The sequence below is a fragment of the Pseudomonas sp. MPDS genome, assembly GCF_013283895.1.
Classification (GTDB): domain Bacteria; phylum Pseudomonadota; class Gammaproteobacteria; order Pseudomonadales; family Pseudomonadaceae; genus Aquipseudomonas; species Aquipseudomonas rhizophila.
The window spans coordinates 502,214-527,291 of sequence record NZ_CP054128.1; the positions used below are offsets into that span (position 1 = coordinate 502,214).

The following is a 25,078-nucleotide window of genomic DNA, read 5'->3' on the forward strand; positions in this document are numbered from 1 at the left end:
CCGCGATGAGCAACGACGATCGTACTCAGTTCATGCCGACGCCCGGTGGCCGTGGCGCCGACCCATTCCGCCCGGACTCTGGCCGTCCGGACCCTGGTCGTCCACAGCCGGCGCCCGCACCGCTATCGATGCCGGCCGCCCCGGTCCTGACCGGCAAGGCCCAAGGCCTCAACCCGCTGGAAAGCGCGGCCGGTCCGCTGCTGGCGCTGTTGACGCGCCTGCGCAACACCATTGCCCATCCGGCTCCGGCCAGTCTGCGGGCGCAACTGTTGGCGTACCTGCGTCAATTCGAGGAGCGCGCCGAAGCCGCCGGCGTGGTGCGCAATGACGTGCTGCTGGCTCGTTACGCCCTGTGCACCGCCCTGGATGAAGCCGTGTTGAGTACCCCCTGGGGCGGCACCAGCGACTGGGGCAAACAGAGCCTGCTGATCACCGTGCACAACGAAGCCTGGGGCGGTGAGAAGGTGTTCCAGCTTCTGGAGCATTGCCTGCAAAGTCCACGGGAACGCTTGTACCTACTGGAGCTTCTGTACCTGTGCATGTGCCTGGGTTTCGAAGGGCGCTACCGGGTGATGAACGACGGGCGCAGCCAACTGGAAGCCTTGCGCGAGCGCACCAGCGCGGTGATCCGCAGCGCCCGTGGCGACTACGAGCGTGAGCTGTCGCCGCACTGGCGCGGCGTCACCGTGGCCCGGGATCGGCTGGCGCAATTCATGCCGCCGTGGATCGCCGTAGCCATCGGCGCGGCCTTGTTGCTAGCGCTGCTGTTCGGTCTGCGCATGAAACTGGCTTCCGATGCCGAGCCGGTGTTCAAGAACATCCATGCCCTGGGAGAAATCCCGGTGCAGGCCATCGACCGCCCCGTGGTGCAGCCCAATGTAATCGAGCGACCACGCCTGGCCGGTTTCCTGGCCGATGAAATCCGGGCCGGTCGGGTCGCGGTGGAAGATGCCGTGGATCGCTCGGTGGTGACCATCCGTGGCGATGAACTGTTCGCCTCGGGCAGCGCCAGCATCTCCGACGATCTTGAGCCGCTGATGCTGCGCATCGCCGATGCCATTCGCAAGGTCAAGGGCCAGGTCCTGGTGACCGGCCACAGCGACAATCGCCCGATTGCCACCCTCAGGTTCCCATCCAACTGGGCGTTGTCCGAAGCGCGGGCCAAGTCGGTGCTGCAAATCCTTTCGGCCAAGACCGGCCAGGCCGAGCGCTTCAGCGCCGAAGGCCGCAGCGACACCGAGCCGTTGGCTTCCAACGCCACCGCAGGGGGGCGTGCGCGCAATCGTCGGGTTGAAATCACAGTATTGGCGGAGGGGGTCGAGTGAAGGCGTTTTTCAGTTTTATGATCCGCTGGGTCATCCCGCTGCTGGGGCTGATCGCCCTGAGCCTGATCATCTGGTTCGTCGGCCCGTTGCTGGACTGGCTGGTGCCCGAAGGCCGTCGTTGGGCGTTGATCATCCTGGTGTTTGCGGTGTGGATCGCCTACCGGGTGTTTCGCATCATCCAGGCGCGCCGGCAGGCCGCCGAAGTCATGCGCAGCCTGGCCGCACAAACCCCGCCCGACCCTACCAGCATCGCGACGGCCGAAGAACTCGAAACCCTGCGCCAGCGCATGGACGAAGCCTTGGCGCTGTTGAAGAAAGCCAAGCTGGGTGGGGACGAGCGCCGCAACCTCTACGAACTGCCGTGGTACGTGATCATCGGCCCGCCGGGTTCGGGCAAGACCACTGCGCTGGTCAACTCCGGGCTGCATTTCCCGTTGGCCGCGCAACTGGGCGCCGGCGCGGTACGGGGCGTGGGCGGCACGCGCAACTGCGATTGGTGGTTTACTGACCAGGCGGTGCTGCTCGACACCGCTGGCCGCTACACCACTCAGGACAGCGACGCGACTGTCGACAAGGCCGCGTGGCTGGGCTTTCTCGGGCTGCTGAAAAAACAACGCGCCCGTCGCCCGATTGACGGTGCGTTCATTGCCATCAGTCTGTCGGACCTGCTGCTGGGCAGCGACGCCGAGCGCGCGGCTCATGCTGCGGCGATTCGCTTGCGCATCCAGGAGCTGTACACCCAACTGGGCGTACGCTTCCCGATCTACCTGATGCTGACCAAGCTCGACCTGGTGCCCGGGTTCATGGAGTTCTTCGACAGCCTGAGCAAGGAAGAGCGCGCCCAGGTCTGGGGCATGACCTTCGCCCTGGACGATGGCAAGAGCAACGACAGCCCGTTGGCGCATCTGCAAAGCGAATTCGCCGGCCTTGAGCAGCGCCTCAACGACCGCCTGGTGGAACGCTTGCAGCAAGAGCGCGACCCGGCGCGGCGCGACTTGATCTACGGTTTCCCGCAACAGTTCGGCGCGCTGAAAGATTGTCTGCAAAGTTTCCTCGAAGGCGTGTTCAAACCCAATGCCTTCGAAGAGCGTGTGCTGCTGCGCGGGGTGTATTTCACCAGCGGCACCCAGGAAGGCAGCCCGATCGATCGCTTGATCGGCTCCATGGCCCAGAGCATGAATCTGGACCGTCAGCACCTGGCACGCCAGACCGGCACCGGGCGCAGTTACTTCATCGAAAAACTCTTCACCGCCGTGGCGTTCGCCGAGCGTGGGTTGGTGGGCGTCGATCCCAAGGTCGAGCGTCGACGCAAGTGGATCGCCCGGGGCGTATTGGCCTCCACTGTGGCTTTGGTGCTGGTGGTTTCGACGTTGTGGTGGATCAGCTGTCGGGCCAACCAGGCGTACATCACCCAGGTCGATCAGAAAGTCGCGCCGCTGGGTCAGGCCGTGCAGAGCCTCAGTCCGGCACAACGCGATGTCCTCGCCGTATTGCCATTGCTCAACGCCGTGAAGCACCTGGCCGACGACGCGCCCGATTGGGCCGAGGGCCTGGGTCTGTATCAGGGCGACATGCTCGAAGCCGAGTCCGGCAGTGTCTATCGCAAGTTGCTGATCGCCGTGTTCGCGCCACGCTTGCTGACACGTATCGAAGAGCAACTGCACAGCGGCGGCAGTTCGGATTTCCTCTATGAAGGATTGAAGGCCTACCTGATGCTCGCTGACAACGAGCACTACGATGCCGACTTCATCAAGGCCTGGGTTGCTCTGGATTGGGACCGCAGCCTGCCGCGTGACCTGCCGGCCGATCAACGTCTGGCCCTGGGCGAGCATTTACAGGCGCTGTTCGAGCGTCGTCCGCCCACCGCCCGCCTGGACCCGCGCTTGATCGAAGACCTGCGCCGGCAATTGCAGCAACTGCCCGTGGCCCAGCGCGTCTATGACCGGGTCAAGCGCCAGAAACTGCCCGAGGGCATCGCCGATTTTCGCCTCAACGAAGCCGCCGGGCGCGACGCTGCGCTGGTGTTCAGCCGCAAGAGCGGCAAACCCTTGGGCGAGCCACTAAGCGGGTTCTTCACGGTCAAGGGCTACCGTCAGGGCTTTTTGCTCACCAGCTTGAACCAGGCTGGAACGCTGGCTGAAGAGCAATGGGTGTTGGGTCGCGACGAGGCCGGGCAGCAGGACGTCGCCAGCCTGGCCGCCGAAGTGCGCCGCCTGTATTTCCAGGACTATCAGCGCCAATGGGACGCCTTGCTGGCCGACATCGACTTTGTGCCGATCACCAGCGTGGCCCAGGCCGCCGATGTCTTGCGGGTCCTGTCCGGGCCAAGTTCGCCGTTGAAAAAACTGCTGGTGGCGGTGGCGAAAGAGACCGACCTGCAACAGGAGGAACGCTTGCTGGCGGCCCAAGGCGAGCAGGTCGAAGGCGGTGTGGACAAGCTCAAGGAGCGCCTGGGCAGCTTGCTCGGCCAGGAGCAAGCGGCGCAAAACGCACCCCAGGCCAGCGTTGATCCGGTCACTGCGCATTTCGCCGAGCTCAACAGCATCGTCAGCAAAAATGAAGGCGAACCGGCGGCTATCGATGGCCTGCTCGCCGACATGAATGCCTTGTACGTGCAGGTCAGCGCCATGGTCGGCGCCAGCGGCGACGCCCTGCTCGGCGAAGCCAAGAACCAGGCCCAGGCTGCTGCCACACGGGTCAGCCTCAACGCCGAACGCCAGCCGCCGCTGGTGCAAGGCCTGGTCAAATCGGTGGTCAACTCCACCACCAACAGCATGATGGGCGGGGTGCGCAATCAACTGAACGCCGCCTGGACCAGCGAAGTGGTGAACATCTACCGCCAGTCCCTGGCCGGTCGTTATCCCATGTCGCCGGGCAGTGCGCGGGACGCAACCCTGGACGACTTCGGTCAGTTCTTCGGCGTCGGCGGGGTGATGGACAACTACTTCCGCAAATACCTGCAGCCCTACGTCGACACCTCGACCCCGGCCTGGCGCTGGCAGCCGGGTGCGGCACAGAAGCTCGGTATCGCCCCTGGCGTGCTGCAAACCTTCCAGCGTGCGGCCACCATCCGCGATGCGTTTTTCCGTTCCGGCGGCACCCAGCCGATGGTGCGCTTCGAGCTCAAGCCGGTGGCGATGGACTCGACCATCACCCAGTTTTTGCTCGACCTCGACGGCCAGCAACTGAGCTACGACCACGGCCCGAGTCGTCCGACCGCCATGCAGTGGCCCAACCCCGGCAGCATCGGCGTGGTACGGATCTCGATCCTGCCGCCCTCGACCAATGGTCGTTCTGGTATCACTCTGGACGGCCCGTGGGCCTGGTTCCGCCTGTTGGAACAATCGGACCTGACCGCCGGCAACTCGCCAGACCGCTTCAACCTGCGGCTGCGGGTCGACGGCGCCAGCGCCTCTTACGAGCTGCGGGCCAACAGTGCCTTCAACCCGTTCAAGAGCCGCGTGCTCAGCGGCTTCAGCCTGCCGGAGCGTCTATGAGTACACCGGGCTTCTATGGAAAGTTGGCCAGCCGCGGGGACTTCGTCAGCCGGGGCTTGCCCCAGAGTTTTATCGGCCCGTGGGATTCGTGGCTGGCGGCGGGATTGCTCGCCAGCCAGACCGGCCTGGGCGAGCGTTGGCTGGATGCCTATCTGGTCAGCCCGCTGTGGCGCTTCATGGTCGCGCCCGGGGTCTGTGGGCCCGACGCCGCCGTGGGCGTGGTGATGCCGAGTATCGATCGGGTCGGCCGTTATTTTCCGCTGACCGTCGCGGTGTTGCTGGACCCCGACGCGGACCCGGCGTCCGTGGTGGGCGGTGCGGACGAGTGGTTTGAGCGGGTGGAGAACCTGTTGCTGAGCACGTTGAGTGTGGAGGCCAGTTTCGAAGCGTTCAACGAACAGTTGGAGACCCTCGGCAGCCCGATGTATCTGCCGCGCACGCCGGGCAGCCGCTTTGCCAGCCTGCATCGCTTCGACGCCACCGACCCGCAGCGGCGCATGAGCGCCCTGGCCGAAGCGGCCTGCGAAGGCGTGAGCGTGTGGTGGGGCCAGGGTTCGGAACGTATCGCGCCCGGTCTGATGCGCTGCCAGGGTTTGCCGGCCGCCGCTGATTTTGCGCAATTTTTGCTCGGCCAAGAAGGTGTTGTGTAGATGCGTCCAAGTGCTGGGAAAGCCTTCAAGTCTGCAAGCAAGAGCCATGTCGGCATGGTTCGCCAGGTCAACGAAGACGCGTGCCTGGAACTGCCGGAAAACGGCCTGTGGGTGGTCGCCGATGGCATGGGTGGGCACGCGGCGGGCGACTACGTCAGCAGTCTGATCGTCGACAGCCTGCGCGGCATTGCCGCGGGCCGTTCGCTGGACGAATACGTCGCCGCGCTGCACAGCGACTTGCTGCGGGTCAACGCCGCCGTGCGTGAAGAAACCGCCAACCGTGGCGTGACCATGATGGGCAGCACTGTGGTGGTGCTGGTTGCGCGGGACCTGCGCGGCATGTGCCTGTGGGCCGGTGACAGTCGTTTGTATCGCCTGCGCGACGGCAAGCTCGACAGCATCTCCCGCGATCACAGCTACGTCCAGGACCTGCAGGACAGTGGCCTGCTCAGCGAAGCCGAAGCCCGGGTGCATCCACGGGCCAACATCGTTACCCGTGCCATCGGGGTCGAGGCGCAACTGAATCTGGCGATGGTCGAGTTGCTGCTGGTGCCCGGCGACAGCTACCTGCTGTGCAGCGACGGCCTGACCAAGACCGTCGAGGACGATGAAATCCGTGAAGTCCTGAACCACGACGATCCCGGTGAGATCGCCAGCAGCCTGGTGTCCCTGGGCCTGATGCGTGGCGCGCCGGACAACATCACTGTGGTTGTCGTGAAGGTGCCGTCATGAGCTTGACCTTGAACATTGTCATCCCTGGCTACGACATCGAAGGGCCGATCGGTGAAGGCGCGATGGCCAGCGTCTACCTGGCGACCCAGCGCTCGCTGGAGCGCAAGGTGGCGCTGAAAGTCATGGCGGCCGCGTTGGCGGCCGACCCGACGTTCTGCGAGCGCTTCCTGCGCGAAGGCAAGACCCTGGCGCGTCTGTCCCATCCGCACACGGTCACCATCCATGACATCGGCAACGTCGGTGAGCTGTATTACATGGCCATGGAATACCTGCCCAACGGCACGCTCAAGGAGCGCATCGCCGCCGGCCTGTCGCCGGAGCAGGGCCTGATCTACATCCGCCAGATTGCCTCGGCCCTGGGCTACGCCCATGGCTTGGGCCTGGTGCACCGTGACGTCAAGCCGGCCAACATCCTGTTCCGCGCTGACGGTACGGCGGTGCTCTCGGACTTCGGCATCGCCAAGTCCCTGGACGACCGCACCCAATTCACCCAGGCCGGTTTCGCCGTCGGCACGCCCAGCTACATGAGCCCGGAACAGGCCCGTGGGCAAGACATCGACGGTCGGGCCGACCTGTATGCCCTGGGCGTGGTGCTCTACGAAATCCTTGTCGGCAAACTGCCGTATACCGGCAACGACGCGCTGTCCACGGCCCTGGCGCACTTGACCGAACCGCTGCCGGAGTTGCCGGTGCATCACGGTCATTACCAGGACGTACTGCGCAAACTGCTGGCCAAAGACCCGGCGGAGCGTTTCCCGGATGCAGCGGCTCTCTTGCGGGCGCTGGACAATCTGCCCGAGGAGTCGGCGCAAGCGACGCTGATCCGGCCGTTGCCGCTGCCCGTGTCGACGCCACCGAGCGGCGATGACCTGGCTGGATTGACTCCGGTGTCCATCGATATTCCGACAGGGCCGGCACAGCCGCAATCCCAGCCCAAGCCAACCCCGCCGCCGGTGAGCCCGACTCAACGCTCTAGCGTTTCGTCGCAGCCCAAGACCCCGCTATTCGCCCTGGCCGCCGTCGCGGTGGCCGTGGCGCTGGCGTTGGGGGGTGGGGCTTATTGGTGGCTGTCGGGCGATGGTGGAGAAGCCACGAAGCCGCCGATTGTCTCGACGCCGCCGGTAAATCCACCACCGGTGAAAACTCCGGAAGTGCCCCCGGCAAAACCGCCTGTGGCAACGCAGGCCGATGGCGGCCAGCGTCCATTGTTGATGGCTGGCAAGAAAACCCTGTTCCAGCGAGTGCTGAGCAAACCGGGCGCCAAGCTCACTGAAGAAGCGGGCGCTGCGCCGGGCAAGGCGTTGCCGGCGTTTTCCGTGCTGTACGTGTATGAGCGTAAAGACCTCGATGGCAGCCCCTGGTTGCGGGTCGGCGCGGCCACGGACGGGCGCAGCGACGGCTGGTTGCCGGCCACGCAGGTCAGCGACTGGAAGCAAAGCCTGGTGCTCAAGTTCACCGAGCGTTCCGGCCGTGCGCCGGTAATGTTCCTGCGCCAGCCCGGCGAAGTGGAAAAGCTGCTGGCCGACCCTTCGGCGGCCAGGAATGTCTTGCTCAAGGCCCAGCAGAACCGTGAAGACAATCAGCAAGTGCTGGCCCTGGAACCGGCCGCCAGCGCCGTGCCGCAGAATCAGTTCTACCTGTTGCCGATCTTCGATTCCCGCGAAAGCTTCGATGAGACCGGCCAACCGGTGCAGCTGCTGAACGTGGCCTCCATCGATCCCGGCAACACGCCGAAGGCTACCCCCAACACGCCCATCAGCACCGCCAGCGCCGACGCGTTCCGTACCGCCGTGGTGCTGGTGGTGGACACCACCGTGTCGATGCAGCCCTACATCGATCAGGTCCGCGACGTGGTCCACGAGCTGCAAAGCCGCATCGCCGAGCGTGGCGAGCTGGACAGTGTCAGCTTCGGCATGGTGGGTTTTCGCAGCAGCACCCAGAAAACCCCCGGCCTGGAATACGTCGCCAAGACCCTGATCACCTTGGAGCAGGGCCGCGACCCGCAACGCTTCATGGAGATGGCGCGACAGGTCAAGGCGTCCACGGTGTCGAGCCATTCGTTCAACGAGGATGCGTTTGCCGGCGTCATGGAAGCGGTGGAGGGCATGGACTGGTCCGGTTATGGCGGGCGCTTGATTCTGTTGGTCACCGACGCTGGCGCCCTGCGCAAGAACGATCCGTTTGCCGCCACGCAAATGAACGAGGCCGAAGTGCGGCAGGCGGCGCTGGGTAAACAGATCAAGATCTACGCCCTGCACCTGCTCAGCGACGCTGGCAAGAAAACACACGGCGGTGCGCAGAGCCAATATCGCACCCTGACCGCCGACGCCAACCCGCAGATCGGTGACCTGTACATTCCGGTGCCGGGCGCCGATGTGCGCAAGTTGGGTGAGCGCGTCGACGAGATCGGCTCGGTGTTCGCCGACCTGGTGCACCAGGTGCGCAGCAACAAACCGCAAAGCGTGCCGCAGTTGGGCGCGGCGCCGAGCCTGAGCGATAAATCGGCGGCGGTGGGCTACGCGATGCACATGGACTTTTTGGGACGCAAATCCGCCAGCCAGGCCCCGCAATTGGTCAGCGCCTGGACTGCCGACCGTGACCTGACCAACCCGGCGCTGCCGGCGTTCCAGGTGTGCGTGATGCTGACCAAACTGCAACTCAACGACTTGCAGCAGTCGCTGAAGCTGATCGTCGATGCGGCGCGCAAGACCCAGACTTCGCCCAAGGATTTCTTCCAGGAAATCGCCAGCGCCAGTGCCTACATGAGCCGTGATCCTTCGGCGTTGCGCAAGGGCGGCAACCTGGCTGATGGCGGGATTCTCGGTGAGTACCTCGAAGGGCTGCCGTACCGCAGCAAGTCGCTGAACATGACCCAGGATTTGTGGCTGTCCCTGAGCGTGGCCGAGCAGGAAGATTTCATCGACGAGCTGGATTCGAAAATCCGCCTCTACGAGACCTTCCACAACGATCTGGCCAACTGGGTGCGGTTCGGCGATGCCGAGCCGGGCGATGCCCTGTACCGCGTTCCATTGTCGACGCTGCCGTGATGCTGAATATGAGCGCCGTACACAAAAGCCGGGGCGTCGGCAGCCAGCGCTACAGCCTGGTGATTCCACGGCTGCAATTGCGTGCCGGCGAACAACTGGCGGTGGTCGGCCCCAGCGGTTGCGGCAAGAGCACTTTGCTGGATCTGCTGGCCTTGGTGCTGGCGCCGGATCAGGCCGGGCAGTTTGACTTCATACCGGCCAACACGCCGTTGGACATCGCCGCGCTGTGGCGTGCGGGGCAGCAGGGCACCTTGGCGGACCTGCGCAGCCGGCATTTGGGTTATGTGCTGCAAACCGGTGGTTTGCTGGGTTTTCTGGACGTGCGCGGCAACATCGAGTTGTCGCGCAAACTGCTTGGCATGGCGGATGACGGCAGCGTCACGCGCCTGGTCGGTCAACTGGACATCGCCGACCAACTGGGCAAGAAGCCGGCGGATTTGTCCGTCGGCCAGCGCCAGCGGGTCAGTTGCGCCCGCGCCTTGGCGCATGGGCCGCGCCTGTTGCTGGCGGATGAACCCACCGCAGCCCTCGACCCACTGAACGCTGAGCGGGTCATGCAGTTGCTGGTGGCCCAGGCCCGCGATCACGGTGTGTGTTGTGTGGTCGCCACCCACGATGAGTCACTGGCCCGCGCCAGCGGTTTGCAGGTGCGGCGCATCAGTTGTCGTCGCGACGCCGATGGTGGCGTCACCGCAACCCTCGGGGAGGCTTGCTGATGCGCGGCGCGCTGGTGGCTTCCCTGGCCTGGCAGGATTACCGCAACGACGCCTGGCTGTCGGCCTGTTCGGTGCTGGCGCTGGTGGCGGTGGTCGCGCCGTTGCTGGTGTTGTTCGGCCTGAAATTCGGTCTGGTCAGCAGCCTCACCGAGCGCCTCGAGAATGATCCGGCTACCCGGGAAATCATCCCGTTGGGTGGCGGCCGGTTCAGCGCTGAGTTCGTCGAGCAATTGGGCCGGCGCAACGACGTGGCGTTTGCCCTGGCCCGCACGCGGCAGATTGCGGCCACTGCGGATTTGAGCCGCGAGGCTGAGCCCGTCACCGTCGAGATGATCCCCACGGCGGCCAATGATCCTTTGTTTGAGCGCCTGCCGGTGCCGCAAGGCCTGGATCAAGTGGTGCTCAGCCACACCGCCGCCGAAAAACTCGGCGCCAGGGCCGGTGATTGGCTGCAGGCCAGTTTCGGTCGGCAGGTGGCCGGTCGTAGCGAGGCGCAGCGCACGCGCGTGCAGGTGTTGCACGTACTGCCGCTGCAAGCCTTTGCCCGGGATGGTTTGTTCGCGCCGCTGGCGCTGCTGGAAGCGGCCGAGGATTACCGCGACGGTCGCGCCGTGCCCGCGTTCGGCTGGCCGGGCGACGCGGTGGGGCAGAGCGCGCAGCGGGTCTACCCGGCGTTTCGCCTGTACGCCCGCAACCTGGGTGATGTGGAGCCGCTGCGCGAGTATTTCGCGGCGCAGAACCTGCTGGTGTCCACCCAGGCCCAGACCATCGCACAGGTGCAATCGCTGAGCCGCAACCTGTCGATTGTGTTCTGGATCATCGCTGGGTTGGCGTTGGCGGGAGCGTTCGCGGCGATTTTTGCCGGTGCCCTGGCGGCGGTCGAGCGTAAGCGCCGGGAACTGTCGGTGTTGCGCCTGCTGGGGGTTTCTACGGCGGCGCTGTTGTTGTTCGTGGTGTTGCAGGCGCTCTACAGCGCCGCACTGGCGGCCTTGTTGAGTGCCGGACTGTATGGCCTGGCGCAGTCGGGCCTCAATTATTTATTTGCGCAGTTGCCGGGCGAGTACGCCAGCCATCTGTTGCCGCGTCACTACACCTTGGCTCTGGTGGCCGTGCTCGGCGTCAGCGCCGTGGCGGCGGCTTGTGGTGGCTGGCGGGTGGCGCGCATCCAGGCGTGTGAAGGAATTCGCGATGTATAAGTTATTGGGCGCCGCCGTGGCGCTGAGCCTGGCCGGTTTAACCTGGGCCGACGAAAGCACCGACAAACTGGACAACCCCAAACCGCTGCCCGGTGACGTCAGCCTGCCGCTGCCGTGCGAAGGGCAAATGGTGTTCCGTTACGTCTACATCCTCGCCCAAGGCACCCTGGATGATCGGGAGATCAGCCTTGGCTACCCGTTCAGCGAGGGCGAGGCCGGCTATAAGCAGTCGTTCATTTCCGGTTACCGTCGGGACTTCATCAACGGCCAGTTCACCCTCAAGGACCTGCCCAAGGACTGGAACAAAACCATCGCGCCGTTGATGCCCAAGGCTGACGCCAAGACCCCGCTCAAACCGATGCTGTACTTCATCGGCAAATACGAGGTCACCGCTCGCCAATACGTCCAGGTCATGGCCCAGGCGCAGTCGTTGGCCAGCGGCGAACCCGCGCCGGCCTGCGAGACCCTCAAAACCGAGCTGCCCCAAGGCATGGCCGGGCGTTTGCCCAAGGTGAAACTGTCCAAGTTCGAGGCCGAACGTTTTGCGGCGGTGTACAGCGCCTGGCTGATGAAATACCACAAGGATCTGCTGCCGGTGAGCGGTCGCGGCACCTCCGCCGAAGACGGCGGGCTGGGCTTCGTGCGTTTGCCCACCGAAGTCGAGTGGGAATTCGCCGCCCGTGGCGGGCAAGCCGTCAGCCGCCAGGACTTGGAGGGGCGCTTGTTTCCCCGACGTCTGGAAGGCAGTGAAAGCGATGGGCCACTGGCCGACTGGGCGGTGTTCAATCAGGTCGCTGGCGGCACCGGCCAGGCGGCGCGGCTGATGCCCGTCGGGATCAAACTGCCAAATCCCATCGGCTTGTTCGACGTGATCGGCAACGCCGCCGAGATGGTTCAGGAGTCCTTCCAACTGGTGCATGCCGGTCGCCGCCAGGGCGCCTACGGTGGCTTCGTGGTCAAGGGCGGTAACTACCTGGAAGGCGAAGGCACGCTGTTCACCGGAATGCGCCGCGAGTATCCGTTGTTCGCCGCCGACGGCACCGAGCAAAGCAACGAAACCACCGGGTTCCGCGTGGCGGTCGGGGCATTGTCGGCGCCGCGCTCACGTTACAAAGAGCTGTTCGCCCAATGGGAGAAAGAAGGCCGCCTCGCATCCCTGACTGATGCCATCGATGAAGCCGAAGACCCGACCAAGCGCCTGGACAGCATCATCGCCGCCAGCGTCGACCCACGCCTGCAGGCCGAGCTAGGGCTGGTCAACGAAGAGCTCAAGCGCAACGTCTCGCTCATCGCCCAGCAGCGCGAGGAAGCGGCGGGCAACCTGATCCAGTCGGCGGCCCTGGTGGTCGAGACCATCAATAACTACAACATTCGCCTGACCAATTTGCAGAACAGTCGCCAGCAGGCCTTGGACGCCAAGGACGAGGCCAGCGCCAAGCTGTTCGCCACGGCCATCAACAACGGCCGCAGCGCGCTCGAGGGCGCCGTGGCGATTTACATCGACAACCTGGCCACCGGCACGCGTTACACCGATGCCGTGATCCAGGCGCAGTTTCAACGCATCAAGGAGGAATTGGAGCGCAAGCCGGTGCTGGGCAAGAGCCTGGTGGCGCGCGCAACGTTATTCGTTCGCCATGTCGGTCAGTATCGTCAGCAAAAACGAGCCGACCCGGCGGCGATATTGAAGGAACTGCTCGCATCGAGCAGTCAGCGGTCTTGATCGTTGATTGTCAGCGAGCTTGGAAGGGACTCAGACGGCGGTGGGCCGTGCTGAGCTGGTCAACACTTAAAAAGAGAACACAATCATGCTTTTCTCCCGTAAACCTTTTGCTTCGGTTTCCAAGCGTCACCTGCTGATGGTCGCTGTCGGCTTCAGCACCGTCCTGACCGGCTGCGCTACGTCGCCGACTTCCAAGGTCGCGTCGAGCACCAAGGTCGAGTACTACCCTAACTGCTACGAGCCGGTGCAGCACTTGCGCTCCACCGAGGGGAACATGACCAAATCGGTACTCACCGGCGCAGCCGTCGGTGCGGTCGGTGGTGCCCTGTTGGGTGCGCTGACCGATTCGGAAAACCGTGGCCGCAACGCCGCCATCGGCGCCGCCGGTGGTGCCTTGGCCGGTGGCGCAACCGGTTACTACACCGAGCGTCAGAAGCAGATCGCCGATGACAACCAGCGCATCGCCTCCTACGCCGCTGACGTCAACAAAAGCGCCGCCGATATCGATCGCAGCACCGCGTACGCCAAGGCTTCGCAGCAGTGCTACCAGAGCGCGTTCACCAAGCTGGTGGCCGACCGCAAGGCCAAGACCGTCAACGAAACTGAAGGCCGCAAGCGCTTGGCAGAAATCGTCTCCGGCCTGAAAGAGTCCAACGACCTGATCGTCGCAGTCAACGGCAAAGCCGCCGAAGACCTGAACAACTACACCCAGGCCTATGAAAAAGACCTGCAACAAGTGGGTGTGCAGCGTACTGACGTGGTGACCGTAGCGACCGCCGAAACCAAGCCGGTTGTGGCTTCGACCAAGACCAAAAAAGCGGTGAAACCGGCGAAAAAACCGGTGTTGCCAACCGTGCCGAAAGAAGCGGTAACCACCGAGAAAACCCTGCAGACCGCCAAGGCCAAGCAGGATGAAAGCAAGCAGGTCGCCAGCGCCGGCACCAGCCAGGTCAACAGCATGTGCAAAAACCCGGACCTGGGTGACTGGGCACCGGTGCCTTGCCCGAATGTTTGATTGACTGTTGCTGATCATTCCCTCGAGGGAGTGATCAATGCACAAAAACCTGTGGGAGCGAGGCTGCTCGCGATAGCGGTGGTTCAGTTGGCATCAATGTGGACTGATACGCCGCCATCGCGAGCAGGCTCGCTCCCACATTTGTTTTGTGTTGGTTTGAATATCCGCGACTGCTCTCAATCCCCTGTGGGAGCAAAGCTTGCTCGCGAGGCGGCCTGACAGCCGGCCTGGCTCTCTCGGTTGTACGTCGATCAAACTGTGGGAGCGAGCCTGCTCGCGATGGCGGCCTGATAGCCGGCCAGGATTTGGTTGACTGGGTACATATCCGTTGCTGCGGTAGCGGCTGCTGGCGGTTCCGCCCTTACGGCGGGTCACTTTTGGCAAACGCCCCAAAAGTAACCAAAAGGTCTTGCCCCACCACTCGGTGCCTCGCCTAGGCTCGGCATGCCCGAACGCAGGCATTGCTCCGTGGGCCCGCCGCGAAGGGCCATCCATGGCCCAGCGCGGCTATCCCGGCATCCATGCCGGGATGCCCACTACGCAATACCTGCGTTCGGCCAGCGTGGTTAACGGGGCCCCCAGATCAAAATCAAAAGCGAGGCGGCCTGACAGCCGACCTATCTCATGCGGCTGTGCATCAATCGGACCTGTTTGAGCAGGCACTTGTGGGAGCAAAGCTTGCTCGCGAGGCGGCCTGACAGCCGGCCTGGTTCTCCCGGTCGTACTCCAATCCAATTGTGGGAGCGAGCCTGCTCGCGATGGCGTCGGCACAGTTTGCATCAAAGCAAAGCTCTACCCCTTGGTCCCAGGCGCCGCCATCTCCTTCGTTTCCAAATGATCCAACGCCCGTTCAACCAACAACTGAACCCCATCGGCCATGCGGCTGATCGCCAGGGCTACACAGCGGCGTGAGTCATCGACATCGTCAGCCAGGTCGGCGGCGATGGTGCTGATGGAGAGCAGGTCTTCTGAGGCGTTGGCGAGCAGGGTTTCGGTGTCGATGTGGGGGGCGACAATGAAGAGCTGGTTTTTGTCAGGTTCGGACGGTGAGGAAGGCTGGGGTTTGAGGTAGTAATCGAGGGCGCGGGTGGCGGCGTCTTCGAGCTTTTTTTCTTCGAGGGCTTCGACGCGGGATTTATGGCCGCTTTGCGGCGGATTCGGTGTTGCTTTGAACATAATGATTTCCCTGGAGGTGGAGCTGACACCCATCGATTGCACTTCGAAAAAGGTGGCAGCTGTACGTAGGTGTGCAAGACCGGTCCAGGAACCCGGCAGACCCGAAAGTCTCCCACGCGCAGCCGCCATAACAGTCGGCGAGCATAGAAAAATGCTCGGCGAATAGCCATAACGAATGCGTTCCTAGATCGGACTTGCACGTCCGTGTCACCGTTTTTTGCGATGACGGACAAAGGTTAGCGGCGCTCGAAATCGCTGCCTAGTTCATGAACAACGCTGCGTATTGAAGGAAATGTCCGAGGGTTTGGCGGGGAAAAGATCAAAGGATCGCAGTCTTCGGTAGCTCCTACAGAAGTGGATGTAGGAGCTACCGAAGACTGCGATCCTTTGATCTTTCGCTTGGAATTCCATGCCCTGCGCAATTGATCAAGACTTGTTGGGCGACAACTCCGCCATCCCCTTGAGCAACTCGATCGGCAGCGGAAAAACGATGGTGGAGGTCTTGTCCCCGGCAATGGAGCCCAGTGTCTGCATGTAGCGCAGTTGCATGGCGCCAGGCTGGCGACCGAGCATTTCGGCGGCTTGCATGAGTTTTTCCGAGGCTTGCAACTCGCCTTCGGCGTGGATCACCTTGGCCCGTCGTTCCCGCTCTGCTTCGGCTTGCCGGGCGATGGCGCGGATCATCGATTCATTGAGATCCACGTGCTTGATTTCCACGTTGGCCACTTTGATACCCCAGGCGTCGGTCTGGGCGTCCAGCACTTGCTGAATGTCGCTGTTCAGTTGCTCGCGCTCGGCCAGCAATTGGTCCAGGTCATGTTTGCCGAGAACGGCGCGCAAGGTGGTCTGGGCCAGTTGGCTGGTCGCCATGAGGAAGTTTTCGACCTGGATAATCGCCTTCTGTGGATCGAGCACGCGAAAGTACAACACCGCGTTGACCTTCACCGAGACGTTGTCGCGGGTGATCACGTCCTGCGCCGGTACGTCGAGGACAATGGTGCGCAAGTCGACGCGGATCATCTGCTGCACCACGGGAATCAGCAGGATCAGCCCGGGCCCTTTGACCTGCCAGAACCGGCCGAGCTGAAAAACCACCCCGCGTTCGTATTCGCGCAGGATCCGGAACGTTGAAGCCGCCAGTGCTATTAACAGCAACAACAGCATCGTGAAACCGATTTGCATACCCATATCAGGCTCCTTGTGAATCAGCGGCGGCCACTTCCAGTAGCAGACCCTTGCGTGCGATGACCCGCACGGCCTGGCCAGGCCGCAGCGGCATCGCGCTTGTCACCTGCCAGCGTTCGCCTTCCAGCTGGATCCAGCCATGATGGTTATTGCCGGCCTGTAACGCTGTCACCGCCGTGACGCTGCCCAACAACGCGGCATCGCCGCTGACGGGTTGGCGCGGTCGGGTTTTCAATGCGCGGACCAGGAGGGCTATCAGCAAAAAGCCACTGATCAGACCCAGGACGATCATCAGTGGGACCGGTATATCGGCGTTGGTCAGGATGATCGCGCCAATGACGCACAGAATGATGCCGCCCAACCCGGCGACTCCGTAGTTGGGCAGGGCGGCCTCGGCGATCAGCAAGGCCACGCCCGCGGCAATCAGCCAGAAACCCAAGGGATTGGCCGTCAGTAGCGCGAGTCCGTCAGCCGCCAATGCGGGCCCGCTCATGGCCAGCAATGCGACCATCAAACAGCGAATGTTCACTGGATCCTCCGCGATGTGATTGGGAACTCTATCTAGAGTCTAGTTCACGCGTGGTTTGATCGAATTTTGATCAGTCTGGCGGTCGTCAAGAGGCTAGACTGCGGGGAGTAACCCAGCCATCCGATCTATGCTCAGGAGTCCCGCATGCAATCCCCGATCCACAGCCTGCCCGCGCTGTTCAAACAATTGGGCCTGTCTGACGACCCCGTTGATATCGACAAATTCATCACGACCCATTCACCCCTCAAGCCTGAACTGCACTTGGCTGACGCGTTTTTCTGGAGCACAAGCCAGCAGCAGTTACTGCGTGAAGAAATCCTTGAGGACGCGGACTGGGCGGAAGTGGTGGACCAGTTGAATGTGTTGCTGCGCAAGGGACGCAACGAGTGACACGGAAGCAGAACCTGTGGGAGCGGGCTTGCTCGCGAATGCGTCGTATCAGCCAGCATCACCGACAACTGGCCCAGCGCTTTCGCGAGCAAGCCCGCTCCCACAGAGAAAGGTTGTTATTCTTTACTGTTATTAATAAATAGCTTCTTATTCCTTAATCAATCTGGCTCACCTCCCTATACTCGCCTGCAACAGACACGCGGGAGAGCACCCATGCGCAACGAATCGATTCGCTACCTGATTGTGCCGGGCTGGCAAGGATCGCCGCAAAACCACTGGCAAACCCATTGGCAGAACAGCCTGCCCAACAGTGCCCGGGTCGAGCAGGCCGACTGGTTGACCCCTCGGCGTGAAGACTGGGTGGCGGCGCTGGCCCAAGCCATTGCCGCCGACAGCAGGCCGGTGATCCTCATTGCCCATAGCCTGGGTTGCATCACGGTTGCCCATTGGGCGGCCAGCGCGCCGGTGCAGTTTCTGCAGCAGGTGCGCGGGGCGTTACTGGTGGCGCCGGCGGATGTCGAACGGCCGGCCTGCGCGCCTGCGTTGCGCAATTTCGCGCCGATTCCCACCGATCTGCTGCCATTTGCGAGCCAGGTGGTCAGTTCCGACAATGACCCCGCCGTAAGCGTTGAGCGCGCGCTTGAACTGGCGCGTCATTGGGGCGCCGAGGCCGGGATTCTGGCCGGGGCGGGGCATATCAATGTCAAGTCTGGCCATCAGCGTTGGGAGCAGGGGTTCGCCTATCTCTATCGTCTGCAAACCCGCATGGAGCACCACGCCCTGCGTCGCGCCTGAATTTTTTTGCCCTCCCGTCTCCCGGCGGTTGGGGCGGGAGTCTGCCATGAGCTTGCATGAAACACTGGGTCAGCCGTTGCTGACGTTTCCCGACGCACAAAAAAGCCCCCTGAGCATTCGCGCCAAGGCGTTGGTGTTCGTCGACCCGCGTTCGCGGCAACTACGCCACGCATTGGAGCAACTGGCGCCGCGCTCGATCGCGGTACTGATTCGCGGCCAAACCGGTACGGGCAAGGAGTTGCTTGCCCGTTACCTGCATCGTGAAAGCGCTCGCGGTGGGCTGTTCGTTTCGGTCAATTGCGCTGCGATCAGCCCGACTTACGCCGACGCCGAATTGTTCGGTTATGCCGTCGGCAGCCACAACGGCTCGGCCAGTAGCCGCGCCGGCTGGTTCGGCTCGGCCAATGGCGGCACCCTTTATCTGGATGAGATCGGCGATTTACCGCTGCCGATCCAGCTAAAATTGTTGGCGGCTCTGGAGAACCACGAAGTCATCCGCGTCGGCGCCCACCAGCCCAGCCCTGTGGATGTGCGCCTGGTTGCGGCCACCAGCATCGATCTGGCGCAAGCAGTGGCTGCCGGTAAATTCCACCAACGGCTCTATGACTATCTCAGTGAAGGTCAACTCGAGTTGCCGGCTTTGCGCGAGCGGGTGGGCGATATCCTGTCCCTGGCCGAGTACTTCCTGGGCATCTACAGCCAGCGCCTCGGCCTGGCGGTGCCGCTGATCAGCGAAGCCGCGCAGCACGCGCTGGAACGGCACGACTGGCCGGGCAATACCCGCGAGTTGGAGAACGTCATTCATTTTGCGTTGCTGGTGAGCACCGGCGATCAAATATTGCCAGAACATCTCAATTTACCGCATCAACCGACACCCGCAACGGTGATTGAGCAAATGGTTCTTGAGTTGATCAGGCAAGGTGACCGGCAACAACTTGAGCGATTAAAGACATGGATCGCCGGGATCTGATGCCTGCGTCAATAATGTTACTGAATCATTTGAGTACTGATGATTTTTATATTGTCGGCGTTGTTGTTGCGCGGATCCCGTAAATGTTGGGGCTGTTTCATTTTGCGGCCAGTTATAAGTTGTCATTCAAATAATTTGTCTGGGTTTTGATCTTGATTGGTGGCGCCGTAGTGATGGTTAATTAAATGGCGCAAGCAATGTGGCGACAAAACTGGAAGGCTGCCACTTATCAATCAAGTAACGGACTAAGGATTTGAAAATGGAACTTAAGAATAATGAACCTGGCGTGGCGACATGGTCGGACCTGAAAACCTTTAAGATTTTTTCAGTCTCGGGCGGTAATCAGTTGTACCGCAACGGTTATCAGCAATTGAAGGTTAAAGTGGTTGTCGAGGTCGAAGACTGGCTCTGGGGCAGTGTCGCTCTAAGCCAGTCCGAGCTGGACTCCATTGTTCTGGTCGATGCATTGACCGGATTGGCATTGACCAAAGACCGGCACCGCGAAGACATCAAAGACTGGAGGTACACCGAGCGGGAGGACAGCCGTTTTCGCCAGCTTCCTCCGAATGGCCCTATCCAAGGCTCGGTGCCGTCGGGTGAGTTTGTTTACACCAAAGATTTTTATGTCACGACCCGTTCCGACACACCGATAGATTTACAGCTGTGCATCACGCGGGCCGATGGCAAAAGATTTCTATCTTCCAAGGCCAGCGAGTTTGGCTCTCTGGTATTGATTCCACTGGCGCCCGCTGTTTACCGAAGTGAGCAGTACTCTGTTCGCGCCATCCCCGCCTACTATTCCAGCCAATCGCCTGATATCGCGAAAGTCGAGGGTTTTGTCCTGGAGTTGATCGTTGACCAGCAGCGAATGGAATTTGTGGCGGACTTTTATATGAGGACGCATCTTCAGATAGGAAGCTCGGACAATCGATACTCGGGTTATTACGTGGTGGGCTATGGCGATGGCCGCGCAATACGAACGTCAGCCTATTTGAGTTGGGAACGGCCGGATGCGGTAGGAAGGAATTTAAGCGAAAAGGGCGCGGTTGCATTCGTTCTCGCGTTCGGAAAAAAGGGTGGGCCGGTGTGGGTCCGAGAGAATAGAAACAGTGCTGCACTGGAAATGCGTGATGTATTTGGAAATTTCCATCAACTGCGCGTCGGGATAACTGAAGAGACGTTGGCGGTCTGGGTCGCCCGGTAAATCAGAAACCATGTTCAAGGAAGAATAGATGAGTCGCTCAGTTCCATTCAAAGAGCAGTTAACTTCGGCTGCCTTCAGGTTTGATAGTTTCATTCGCTCGGGTGTTGATCCTCGTACCGGTAGTTATAGTTGCAGCGTGGCGCTGGATGCAGCGCCCACTGACGCAGCCGGCGGGTCGAAGGTGCCGCTTACCCTTTCATATGATTCCTTCAATAATCAAAACATGGGTTTAGGCATCGGCTGGTCCCTGCGCACCTGCAGCTATGAGCAACGCCGACGCAAGCTGACACTGTCGAACGGCGTGACCTATCAGCTTCTGGTCAGCGAAGGCCAGGCCACGTTCAAGGATAAAAAGCTCGATAACCTGAACGTTACGGTGCAAGGCGATGAACTTGTCATTGAGCACATCGATGGGCGGACCGAAATACTCTCGCGCCCCTCTGCAACGGCTGAGGAGTGGCTGCTGACGCATGCGTATTGCCCCAATGGCAAGCAAACGCGCTATGCCTACAGGCTCATCTCCGGACAGCGACGTCTGACGGAGGTTTATCACCAACATCACCGCCTGTTGAGTATCGACTATGCCCAGAACGGAGGAACGCCACCGACCATTACCTTGTGGCCGGATATGCCTTCAAAAAGACTCCAATACCGGTTCGCGCTCAACAATGAACTACTCCAGCGCATCATTCTGGTCACGGCCGAAAATAATCAGTTGATGTGGTCCTTTGGTTATCGGCGAATCAATGGTTTTTTGCTGATGACCAACGTCCAACAGCCAAGCGGCGCGCAGGAAACGCTCAGTTACAGGCCTGAGGGACATCGCTTGCCTACGGGGGCGCCGGTCTCTTCGTTGCCGGTTGTCGTCCAGTCGGTCATGTCCCCCGGCGGGGGGCAGCCGGCCATGATGAGCCAATATGAATACTCGCGCAGAAACTTTCTCGGGTTCGATTCGCGCGCGCTCTGGACCGCTGACAGTGATGTGCTTTATGGCTTGAGCGGGCAGTACGAGTACGCTTGCACCCAGATACAGATCGCCCTGGATGAAGGTGGTCAGCGTGAGGCGTCTCGCGTCACGCGTACCTACAACCGCTTTCACTCGATGATTTCGCAAAGAACGATCAGTGGCGGCAAGATGCAACTGCGGGAGATCGAATACCACGATGTCCCCAATAGGGCTTTCGAGGATCAGCCCCCACAGTTCCAGATGCAACGCGTGGTGCGCGACAGCTTCTTTGACAGCAGCGATGCCGCGGATGCGGGGCGCAGTAGAATCAGAAGCGAGGTCACCCGCACGTCCTATGATGAACATGGGAATCTGCTGGAAAAGACCAGTCCGAGCGGAGTGCGTGAAGTCTATGAATACTTCCCCGCACAAGGGGATGCTGACTGCCCTGCCAGTCCATTGGGCGTGCCGTCCTTTCTCAAACAGAAGTCCATTTTCGCTTCCCCTGACTTCGCTGCCGCGCCTACAACGGTGGTCCGTTACACCTACGCTGAGCTGCCCTCGTTACGTCCCGGTGGCGGCCGCTGTGTGCAGCTCGCCAGTGAAACACTGTACGAAGACGGCGTCAGCGAGCCACGGGTGGACTGTCGATTAAAGTACGTCAATGACGTCAATGACGTCTTCCATGCGAGGCTGCAAAGCAAAGTTGAAACGGTAGGCGGTGTGCGGACTGAATACCATTATGCCTACCAGCGTGAAAACGGGCATGTCCGCACCGACCAGACCTTTAGCGCCGAAGGCGTGAGGCACTTGCGACAGAGCTGGCATGACGAGTGTGACTGGCTGATCAAGACCCGTGAATCCGGGGGCAGCAGCGTCAGCATGAAATACGATTCGCTGGGGCAACTGATCCGTGAAACGGTGATGCCAGGCACCGACAGCGCAGCGTCGCGTCAATTCACCTATCAACCGTTCACACCCGAAGATCCGTTTGTCACGGTCATCGTCACGGATTCGCGGGGTGTCCAGACAGCGACCCGCAGTGACGGCGTCGGCCGCACCATCAGCGTCCAGAAGCAGGATGTCGATATGCCTGGCGCGCCCATGCGCCTGATCTATCAGGCCGAATACGACAGCCTCGGGCGCCTGAAGGCGGATGAAGAAACCGACTGGTTCGAGGGCCAGGCGAAATCACTGAAAACCCTGTACGAGTATGACCCGTGGGGACATCAGAGCCGCGTCCGTCGCCGTGGACAGGTGATCGTGCATGATGAGGTCGACCCGGTAGCGCTCACTCGCACACAGTGGATGGAAGGCGCCGGCAAGACGCGTACGTTCACGAACGTTTTTGGCAAACCGTCGCGCATCGAACGGGTGGACCTGTCAGGCGTTATTCGAGAGGTCACCGCCTACGAATACGATGGGCTGGGACGGTGCATCAGGCAAAGGGCTTCTGACGGGGCGGTGACTCGCTTCAGCTACGATCTGGCGGGGAGGGTTCTGAGTACGGTTTTGCCCGACGGTACGGTCATCAAGAAGCAGTACGCGGTACACAGCCAGGGTGACCATCCCACGCAAATCAGCGCCAATGACTACGTGGTGGGTAGCCGAACCTACGATGGGCTGATGCGTATTACGCTCAATCGCTCAGGTGGTCGCACTGAACGATTGGTCTATGAAGGCTCCAGCAGGAACGCTTCGCAGAGGATCACTGCGGCCGGCAAAGTCCTGCGGTTCACCCTTGATCCGTTGCTCGATGATTGTGTCACCGAGCGCGCAGGCAGCCAGGCGCCGGTTTCGACAAGGCATCGTTTTGATCCGCGCACCGGCCTGCTCCAGGAGTCGGCCAACGCGCTGGTGCAGCGACGCATGGAATATTCTGCGTCCGGTCGGCTCAAGCAGGAGAAATGGGTAACTGCGCTCGACCGGTTCGAAAGTTCGCAAACCCACTCGTTGATGGGAAAGCCGATTTGCCATACAGACGTCAACGGCGCGGATCGCACCTGTCTTTATGACGAGACAGGACGGTTGTCGGGCATCACCCAAGGCCGAGTCTGCGTCGCCTACTCGTACAACGCTCAAGAGCAACTCAGTTGTATCACCGTCACCGACGCTCAATCGGGCCTGTCGATGGTCACCGACCTGGTGTACGACGAGTTTGGCCGCGAGGTTCTTCGACGTTCCTCCTCCCAGGAAAAAGACGTCCTGGAGTTGGCCCAGTCGTTCGGCCCCGGCGATAAGCTCAGCCAGCGCACGCTCAAGGTCGGGAACGTTCTCCTGCGCCTGGAATCGTTCACCTATGATCTGCGTGGCCGCTTGGAGCGTTACGCCTGCAAGGGTGAGCAGGCGCCCGTGGATACGCAGGGAAAAGTTATCGTTTCCCAGGATTTCACTTACGACTATCTCGATAACATTCGTCAGGTCACCACCCGTTTCGTAGGTGGCGAGAACATTGCGAACTATCGGTATGACCTGGCTGACAAAACGCAACTCAGTGCCGTCATCCACAGTCATCCCGACTATGTGGCGGGCAATACAACCTTCAGTTATGACGCGGACGGCAATCTGCTCAACGATGGGCAAGGGCGCAGGCTGCTTTATGACGAGTTGGGCCGCCTGGAAAGCGTGACGTCGGCGGACTCCAGATCGACGTTGGCCCGCTATCGGTATGACGCCGCGGATTGGCTCCATGCCTTTGAGCTGACGGGGGAGAAGGCATACCGGCGTTTCCACCATCAAGAGCAGTTGTGCAGCGAAGTGGCGGGTGACGAGAGGCGCAGCATCGTGCGCGAAGGGCGGCAGTTGCTGGCCCTGTTGCAAGGCCAGGAGACGGCGCTGTTTTGCACCGACGCTTACGGCAACGTCCTGCAGGCACTTTCCGGTGCAGACACCACCACGCAGGCTTATTCACCCTATGGGCAACGCCCGGTGTCCGACGGGTTGGGTAGCCTGTTCGGTTTCAATGGCGAGCCGCTGGACCCCGTGACGGGATGTTACCTGCTGGGTAATGGCTACCGGGCTTACGATCCGGTACTGATGCGATTCCACCGGCCCGACAGTTGGAGCCCGTTCGATGGCGGCGGCCTCAATCCTTATGCCTATTGTCTGGGAGACCCGATCAATCTCAGCGACCCGACAGGCCATATTTCTGCCTGGGGTTGGGTCAAGATAGGTCTTACTGCTGCTTTTGCTGTGGCTTCCGTCGCATTGACCCTTGCGACCCTTGGCGCATCCGCACCTTTGGTCGGGGTGTCATTTTCGGCTGCGGCGGCGTTGACGCTGGAAGTGGTGTCAGGCGCGGCATCGATTGCATCGGTGGTGTTGACGGAGGCAGCCCCGGATGCCGTCGCCACGCAGATTCTCAGTTACACCAGTATTGCGCTGGGTGTCGTGTCTGGCGGGGCTTCCCTGGCGGGCAAGGTATTGGGCAAAGGCACAAGCGTCGCGTTGCAGAAAACCGTCGAGGCACTCGGTGATACCGTGACATTGAATCGTGGCAATGCCTTGCGTGCGGTACGTGTTGGGGAATATGCCAAGGCCGCGAGCCGTCTGGTTCCTGAAGGCGGGCGGCGTAACTTCATCGCTGTGCAAAACGACCTGAGGAATGTACTGACAGCCAAGGATGTGGTCGGTTACGTCAAGTATCCGGTTGACGGCGTCAGGTACACGATCGATAGAGACCGGTACATCGAAAAAGCCAAAGAGTATCTCCAGCGCGCGGACGAATTTTTCGGCAGCCAGTCGCTTTGGCAGGCACAGGACGAAATCTATGGTGACGTCAGGAAGCGAAGCGCCGATATCCGATTTGCCTGACGAGGAAATTACGCCTGCTCATTTATGGCTTATGGGTATAAGCACCTCAATAAAAGATATTGTTAAGGCATAAAAAATATCGGTATCGTCCACATCACGCCAGCGATAGCACTTCGCTGGCACTTCCATTGTTTGACCGTGGTCCATGACGACGGTGATCTTCGATAAGGAC

17 protein-coding genes are annotated in these 25,078 nt (G+C 61.4%); 14 read left to right on the forward strand and 3 right to left on the reverse strand.

Features of this window, described 5'->3' with window-relative positions; genetic code table 11:
* Positions 1-5 precede the first annotated feature (5 nt).
* From HQ912_RS02130 to tagQ, 9 genes are all read left to right on the forward strand, one after another.
* On the forward strand, positions 6-1,325 hold the full coding sequence (locus HQ912_RS02130) for a DotU family type VI secretion system protein (RefSeq protein ID WP_173406406.1): 1,320 nt from the start codon (positions 6-8) through the stop codon (positions 1,323-1,325).
* Positions 1,322-4,822 carry a type VI secretion system membrane subunit TssM gene (gene tssM, locus HQ912_RS02135; RefSeq protein ID WP_173406407.1) on the forward strand — a complete coding sequence of 1,167 codons (3,501 nt, stop codon included), beginning with the start codon at positions 1,322-1,324 and terminating at the stop codon, positions 4,820-4,822. The genes HQ912_RS02130 and tssM overlap by 4 nt, the downstream gene beginning before the upstream one ends.
* Complete coding sequence (tagF, locus tag HQ912_RS02140; protein ID WP_173406408.1) at positions 4,819-5,472, forward strand: type VI secretion system-associated protein TagF; 654 nt, start codon at positions 4,819-4,821, stop codon at positions 5,470-5,472. Before tssM ends, tagF begins: the two co-directional genes overlap by 4 nt.
* Entirely contained in the window at positions 5,473-6,204 is a 732-nt protein-coding gene (locus tag HQ912_RS02145; RefSeq protein ID WP_047226781.1) for a PP2C family protein-serine/threonine phosphatase, read from the forward strand.
* Positions 6,201-9,251, forward strand: a complete 3,051-nt coding sequence (locus HQ912_RS02150) for a serine/threonine-protein kinase (RefSeq protein WP_173406409.1) — start codon at positions 6,201-6,203, stop codon at positions 9,249-9,251. Before HQ912_RS02145 ends, HQ912_RS02150 begins: the two co-directional genes overlap by 4 nt.
* A complete protein-coding gene (locus HQ912_RS02155) occupies positions 9,251-9,967 on the forward strand; it encodes an ABC transporter ATP-binding protein (protein ID WP_047226783.1) in 717 nt (238 codons plus the stop codon). Before HQ912_RS02150 ends, HQ912_RS02155 begins: the two co-directional genes overlap by 1 nt.
* The gene (locus HQ912_RS02160; RefSeq protein WP_047226784.1) at positions 9,967-11,163 is read left to right on the forward strand and encodes an FtsX-like permease family protein; all 1,197 of its coding nucleotides are present in this window, start codon (positions 9,967-9,969) and stop codon (positions 11,161-11,163) included. Before HQ912_RS02155 ends, HQ912_RS02160 begins: the two co-directional genes overlap by 1 nt.
* Entirely contained in the window at positions 11,156-12,883 is a 1,728-nt protein-coding gene (locus HQ912_RS02165; protein WP_173406410.1) for a formylglycine-generating enzyme family protein, read from the forward strand. Before HQ912_RS02160 ends, HQ912_RS02165 begins: the two co-directional genes overlap by 8 nt.
* Positions 12,884-12,968: 85 nt before the next feature.
* On the forward strand, positions 12,969-13,898 hold the full coding sequence (gene tagQ, locus HQ912_RS02170) for a type VI secretion system-associated lipoprotein TagQ (protein ID WP_047226786.1): 930 nt from the start codon (positions 12,969-12,971) through the stop codon (positions 13,896-13,898).
* A 792-nt stretch (positions 13,899-14,690) separates the two neighbouring features.
* Here tagQ and HQ912_RS02175 read toward each other — a convergent pair.
* From HQ912_RS02175 to HQ912_RS02185, 3 genes are all read right to left on the reverse strand, one after another.
* A complete protein-coding gene (locus HQ912_RS02175) occupies positions 14,691-15,074 on the reverse strand; it encodes a DUF6124 family protein (protein ID WP_047226795.1) in 384 nt (127 codons plus the stop codon).
* Positions 15,075-15,500: 426 nt separating this feature from the next.
* A complete protein-coding gene (locus tag HQ912_RS02180) occupies positions 15,501-16,262 on the reverse strand; it encodes a slipin family protein (RefSeq protein WP_047226796.1) in 762 nt (253 codons plus the stop codon).
* 1 nt (position 16,263) lies between these two features.
* Positions 16,264-16,788, reverse strand: a complete 525-nt coding sequence (locus HQ912_RS02185) for an NfeD family protein (RefSeq protein ID WP_047226797.1) — start codon at positions 16,786-16,788, stop codon at positions 16,264-16,266.
* A 144-nt stretch (positions 16,789-16,932) separates the two neighbouring features.
* Here HQ912_RS02185 and HQ912_RS02190 point away from each other — a divergent pair, with 144 nt between their 5' ends.
* The 5 genes from HQ912_RS02190 to HQ912_RS02210 all read left to right on the forward strand — a co-directional run bounded on the left by HQ912_RS02190 (position 16,933) and on the right by HQ912_RS02210 (position 24,906).
* Positions 16,933-17,178 (forward strand): DUF2789 domain-containing protein, encoded by a 246-nt coding sequence (locus tag HQ912_RS02190; protein ID WP_047226798.1) that lies wholly within the window; start codon positions 16,933-16,935, stop codon positions 17,176-17,178.
* 213 nt (positions 17,179-17,391) lie between these two features.
* A complete protein-coding gene (locus HQ912_RS02195; protein WP_173406411.1) occupies positions 17,392-17,973 on the forward strand; it encodes an alpha/beta hydrolase in 582 nt (193 codons plus the stop codon).
* A 46-nt stretch (positions 17,974-18,019) separates the two neighbouring features.
* Entirely contained in the window at positions 18,020-18,943 is a 924-nt protein-coding gene (locus HQ912_RS02200; protein ID WP_076383250.1) for a sigma 54-interacting transcriptional regulator, read from the forward strand.
* 259 nt (positions 18,944-19,202) lie between these two features.
* A complete protein-coding gene (locus HQ912_RS02205) occupies positions 19,203-20,147 on the forward strand; it encodes a hypothetical protein (protein WP_173406412.1) in 945 nt (314 codons plus the stop codon).
* Positions 20,148-20,175: 28 nt separating this feature from the next.
* Positions 20,176-24,906 (forward strand): RHS repeat domain-containing protein, encoded by a 4,731-nt coding sequence (locus HQ912_RS02210; protein WP_173406413.1) that lies wholly within the window; start codon positions 20,176-20,178, stop codon positions 24,904-24,906.
* Positions 24,907-25,078 lie beyond the last annotated feature (172 nt).

Bases quoted from the DNA above. Each gene is read 5' to 3' on its own strand.
- HQ912_RS02130 (WP_173406406.1), top strand. From the start codon at position 6: ATGAGCAACGACGATCGTACTCAGTTCATGCCGACGCCCGGTGGCCGT.
- tagF (WP_173406408.1), top strand. From the start codon at position 4,819: ATGAGTACACCGGGCTTCTATGGAAAGTTGGCCAGCCGCGGGGACTTC.
- HQ912_RS02145 (WP_047226781.1), top strand. From the start codon at position 5,473: ATGCGTCCAAGTGCTGGGAAAGCCTTCAAGTCTGCAAGCAAGAGCCAT.
- HQ912_RS02150 (WP_173406409.1), top strand. From the start codon at position 6,201: ATGAGCTTGACCTTGAACATTGTCATCCCTGGCTACGACATCGAAGGG.
- HQ912_RS02155 (WP_047226783.1), top strand. From the start codon at position 9,251: ATGCTGAATATGAGCGCCGTACACAAAAGCCGGGGCGTCGGCAGCCAG.
- HQ912_RS02160 (WP_047226784.1), top strand. From the start codon at position 9,967: ATGCGCGGCGCGCTGGTGGCTTCCCTGGCCTGGCAGGATTACCGCAAC.
- HQ912_RS02165 (WP_173406410.1), top strand. From the start codon at position 11,156: ATGTATAAGTTATTGGGCGCCGCCGTGGCGCTGAGCCTGGCCGGTTTA.
- tagQ (WP_047226786.1), top strand. From the start codon at position 12,969: ATGCTTTTCTCCCGTAAACCTTTTGCTTCGGTTTCCAAGCGTCACCTG.
- HQ912_RS02175 (WP_047226795.1), bottom strand. From the start codon at position 15,074: ATGTTCAAAGCAACACCGAATCCGCCGCAAAGCGGCCATAAATCCCGC.
- HQ912_RS02180 (WP_047226796.1), bottom strand. From the start codon at position 16,262: ATGGGTATGCAAATCGGTTTCACGATGCTGTTGTTGCTGTTAATAGCA.
- HQ912_RS02190 (WP_047226798.1), top strand. From the start codon at position 16,933: ATGCAATCCCCGATCCACAGCCTGCCCGCGCTGTTCAAACAATTGGGC.
- HQ912_RS02195 (WP_173406411.1), top strand. From the start codon at position 17,392: ATGCGCAACGAATCGATTCGCTACCTGATTGTGCCGGGCTGGCAAGGA.
- HQ912_RS02200 (WP_076383250.1), top strand. From the start codon at position 18,020: ATGAGCTTGCATGAAACACTGGGTCAGCCGTTGCTGACGTTTCCCGAC.
- HQ912_RS02205 (WP_173406412.1), top strand. From the start codon at position 19,203: ATGGAACTTAAGAATAATGAACCTGGCGTGGCGACATGGTCGGACCTG.
- HQ912_RS02210 (WP_173406413.1), top strand. From the start codon at position 20,176: ATGAGTCGCTCAGTTCCATTCAAAGAGCAGTTAACTTCGGCTGCCTTC.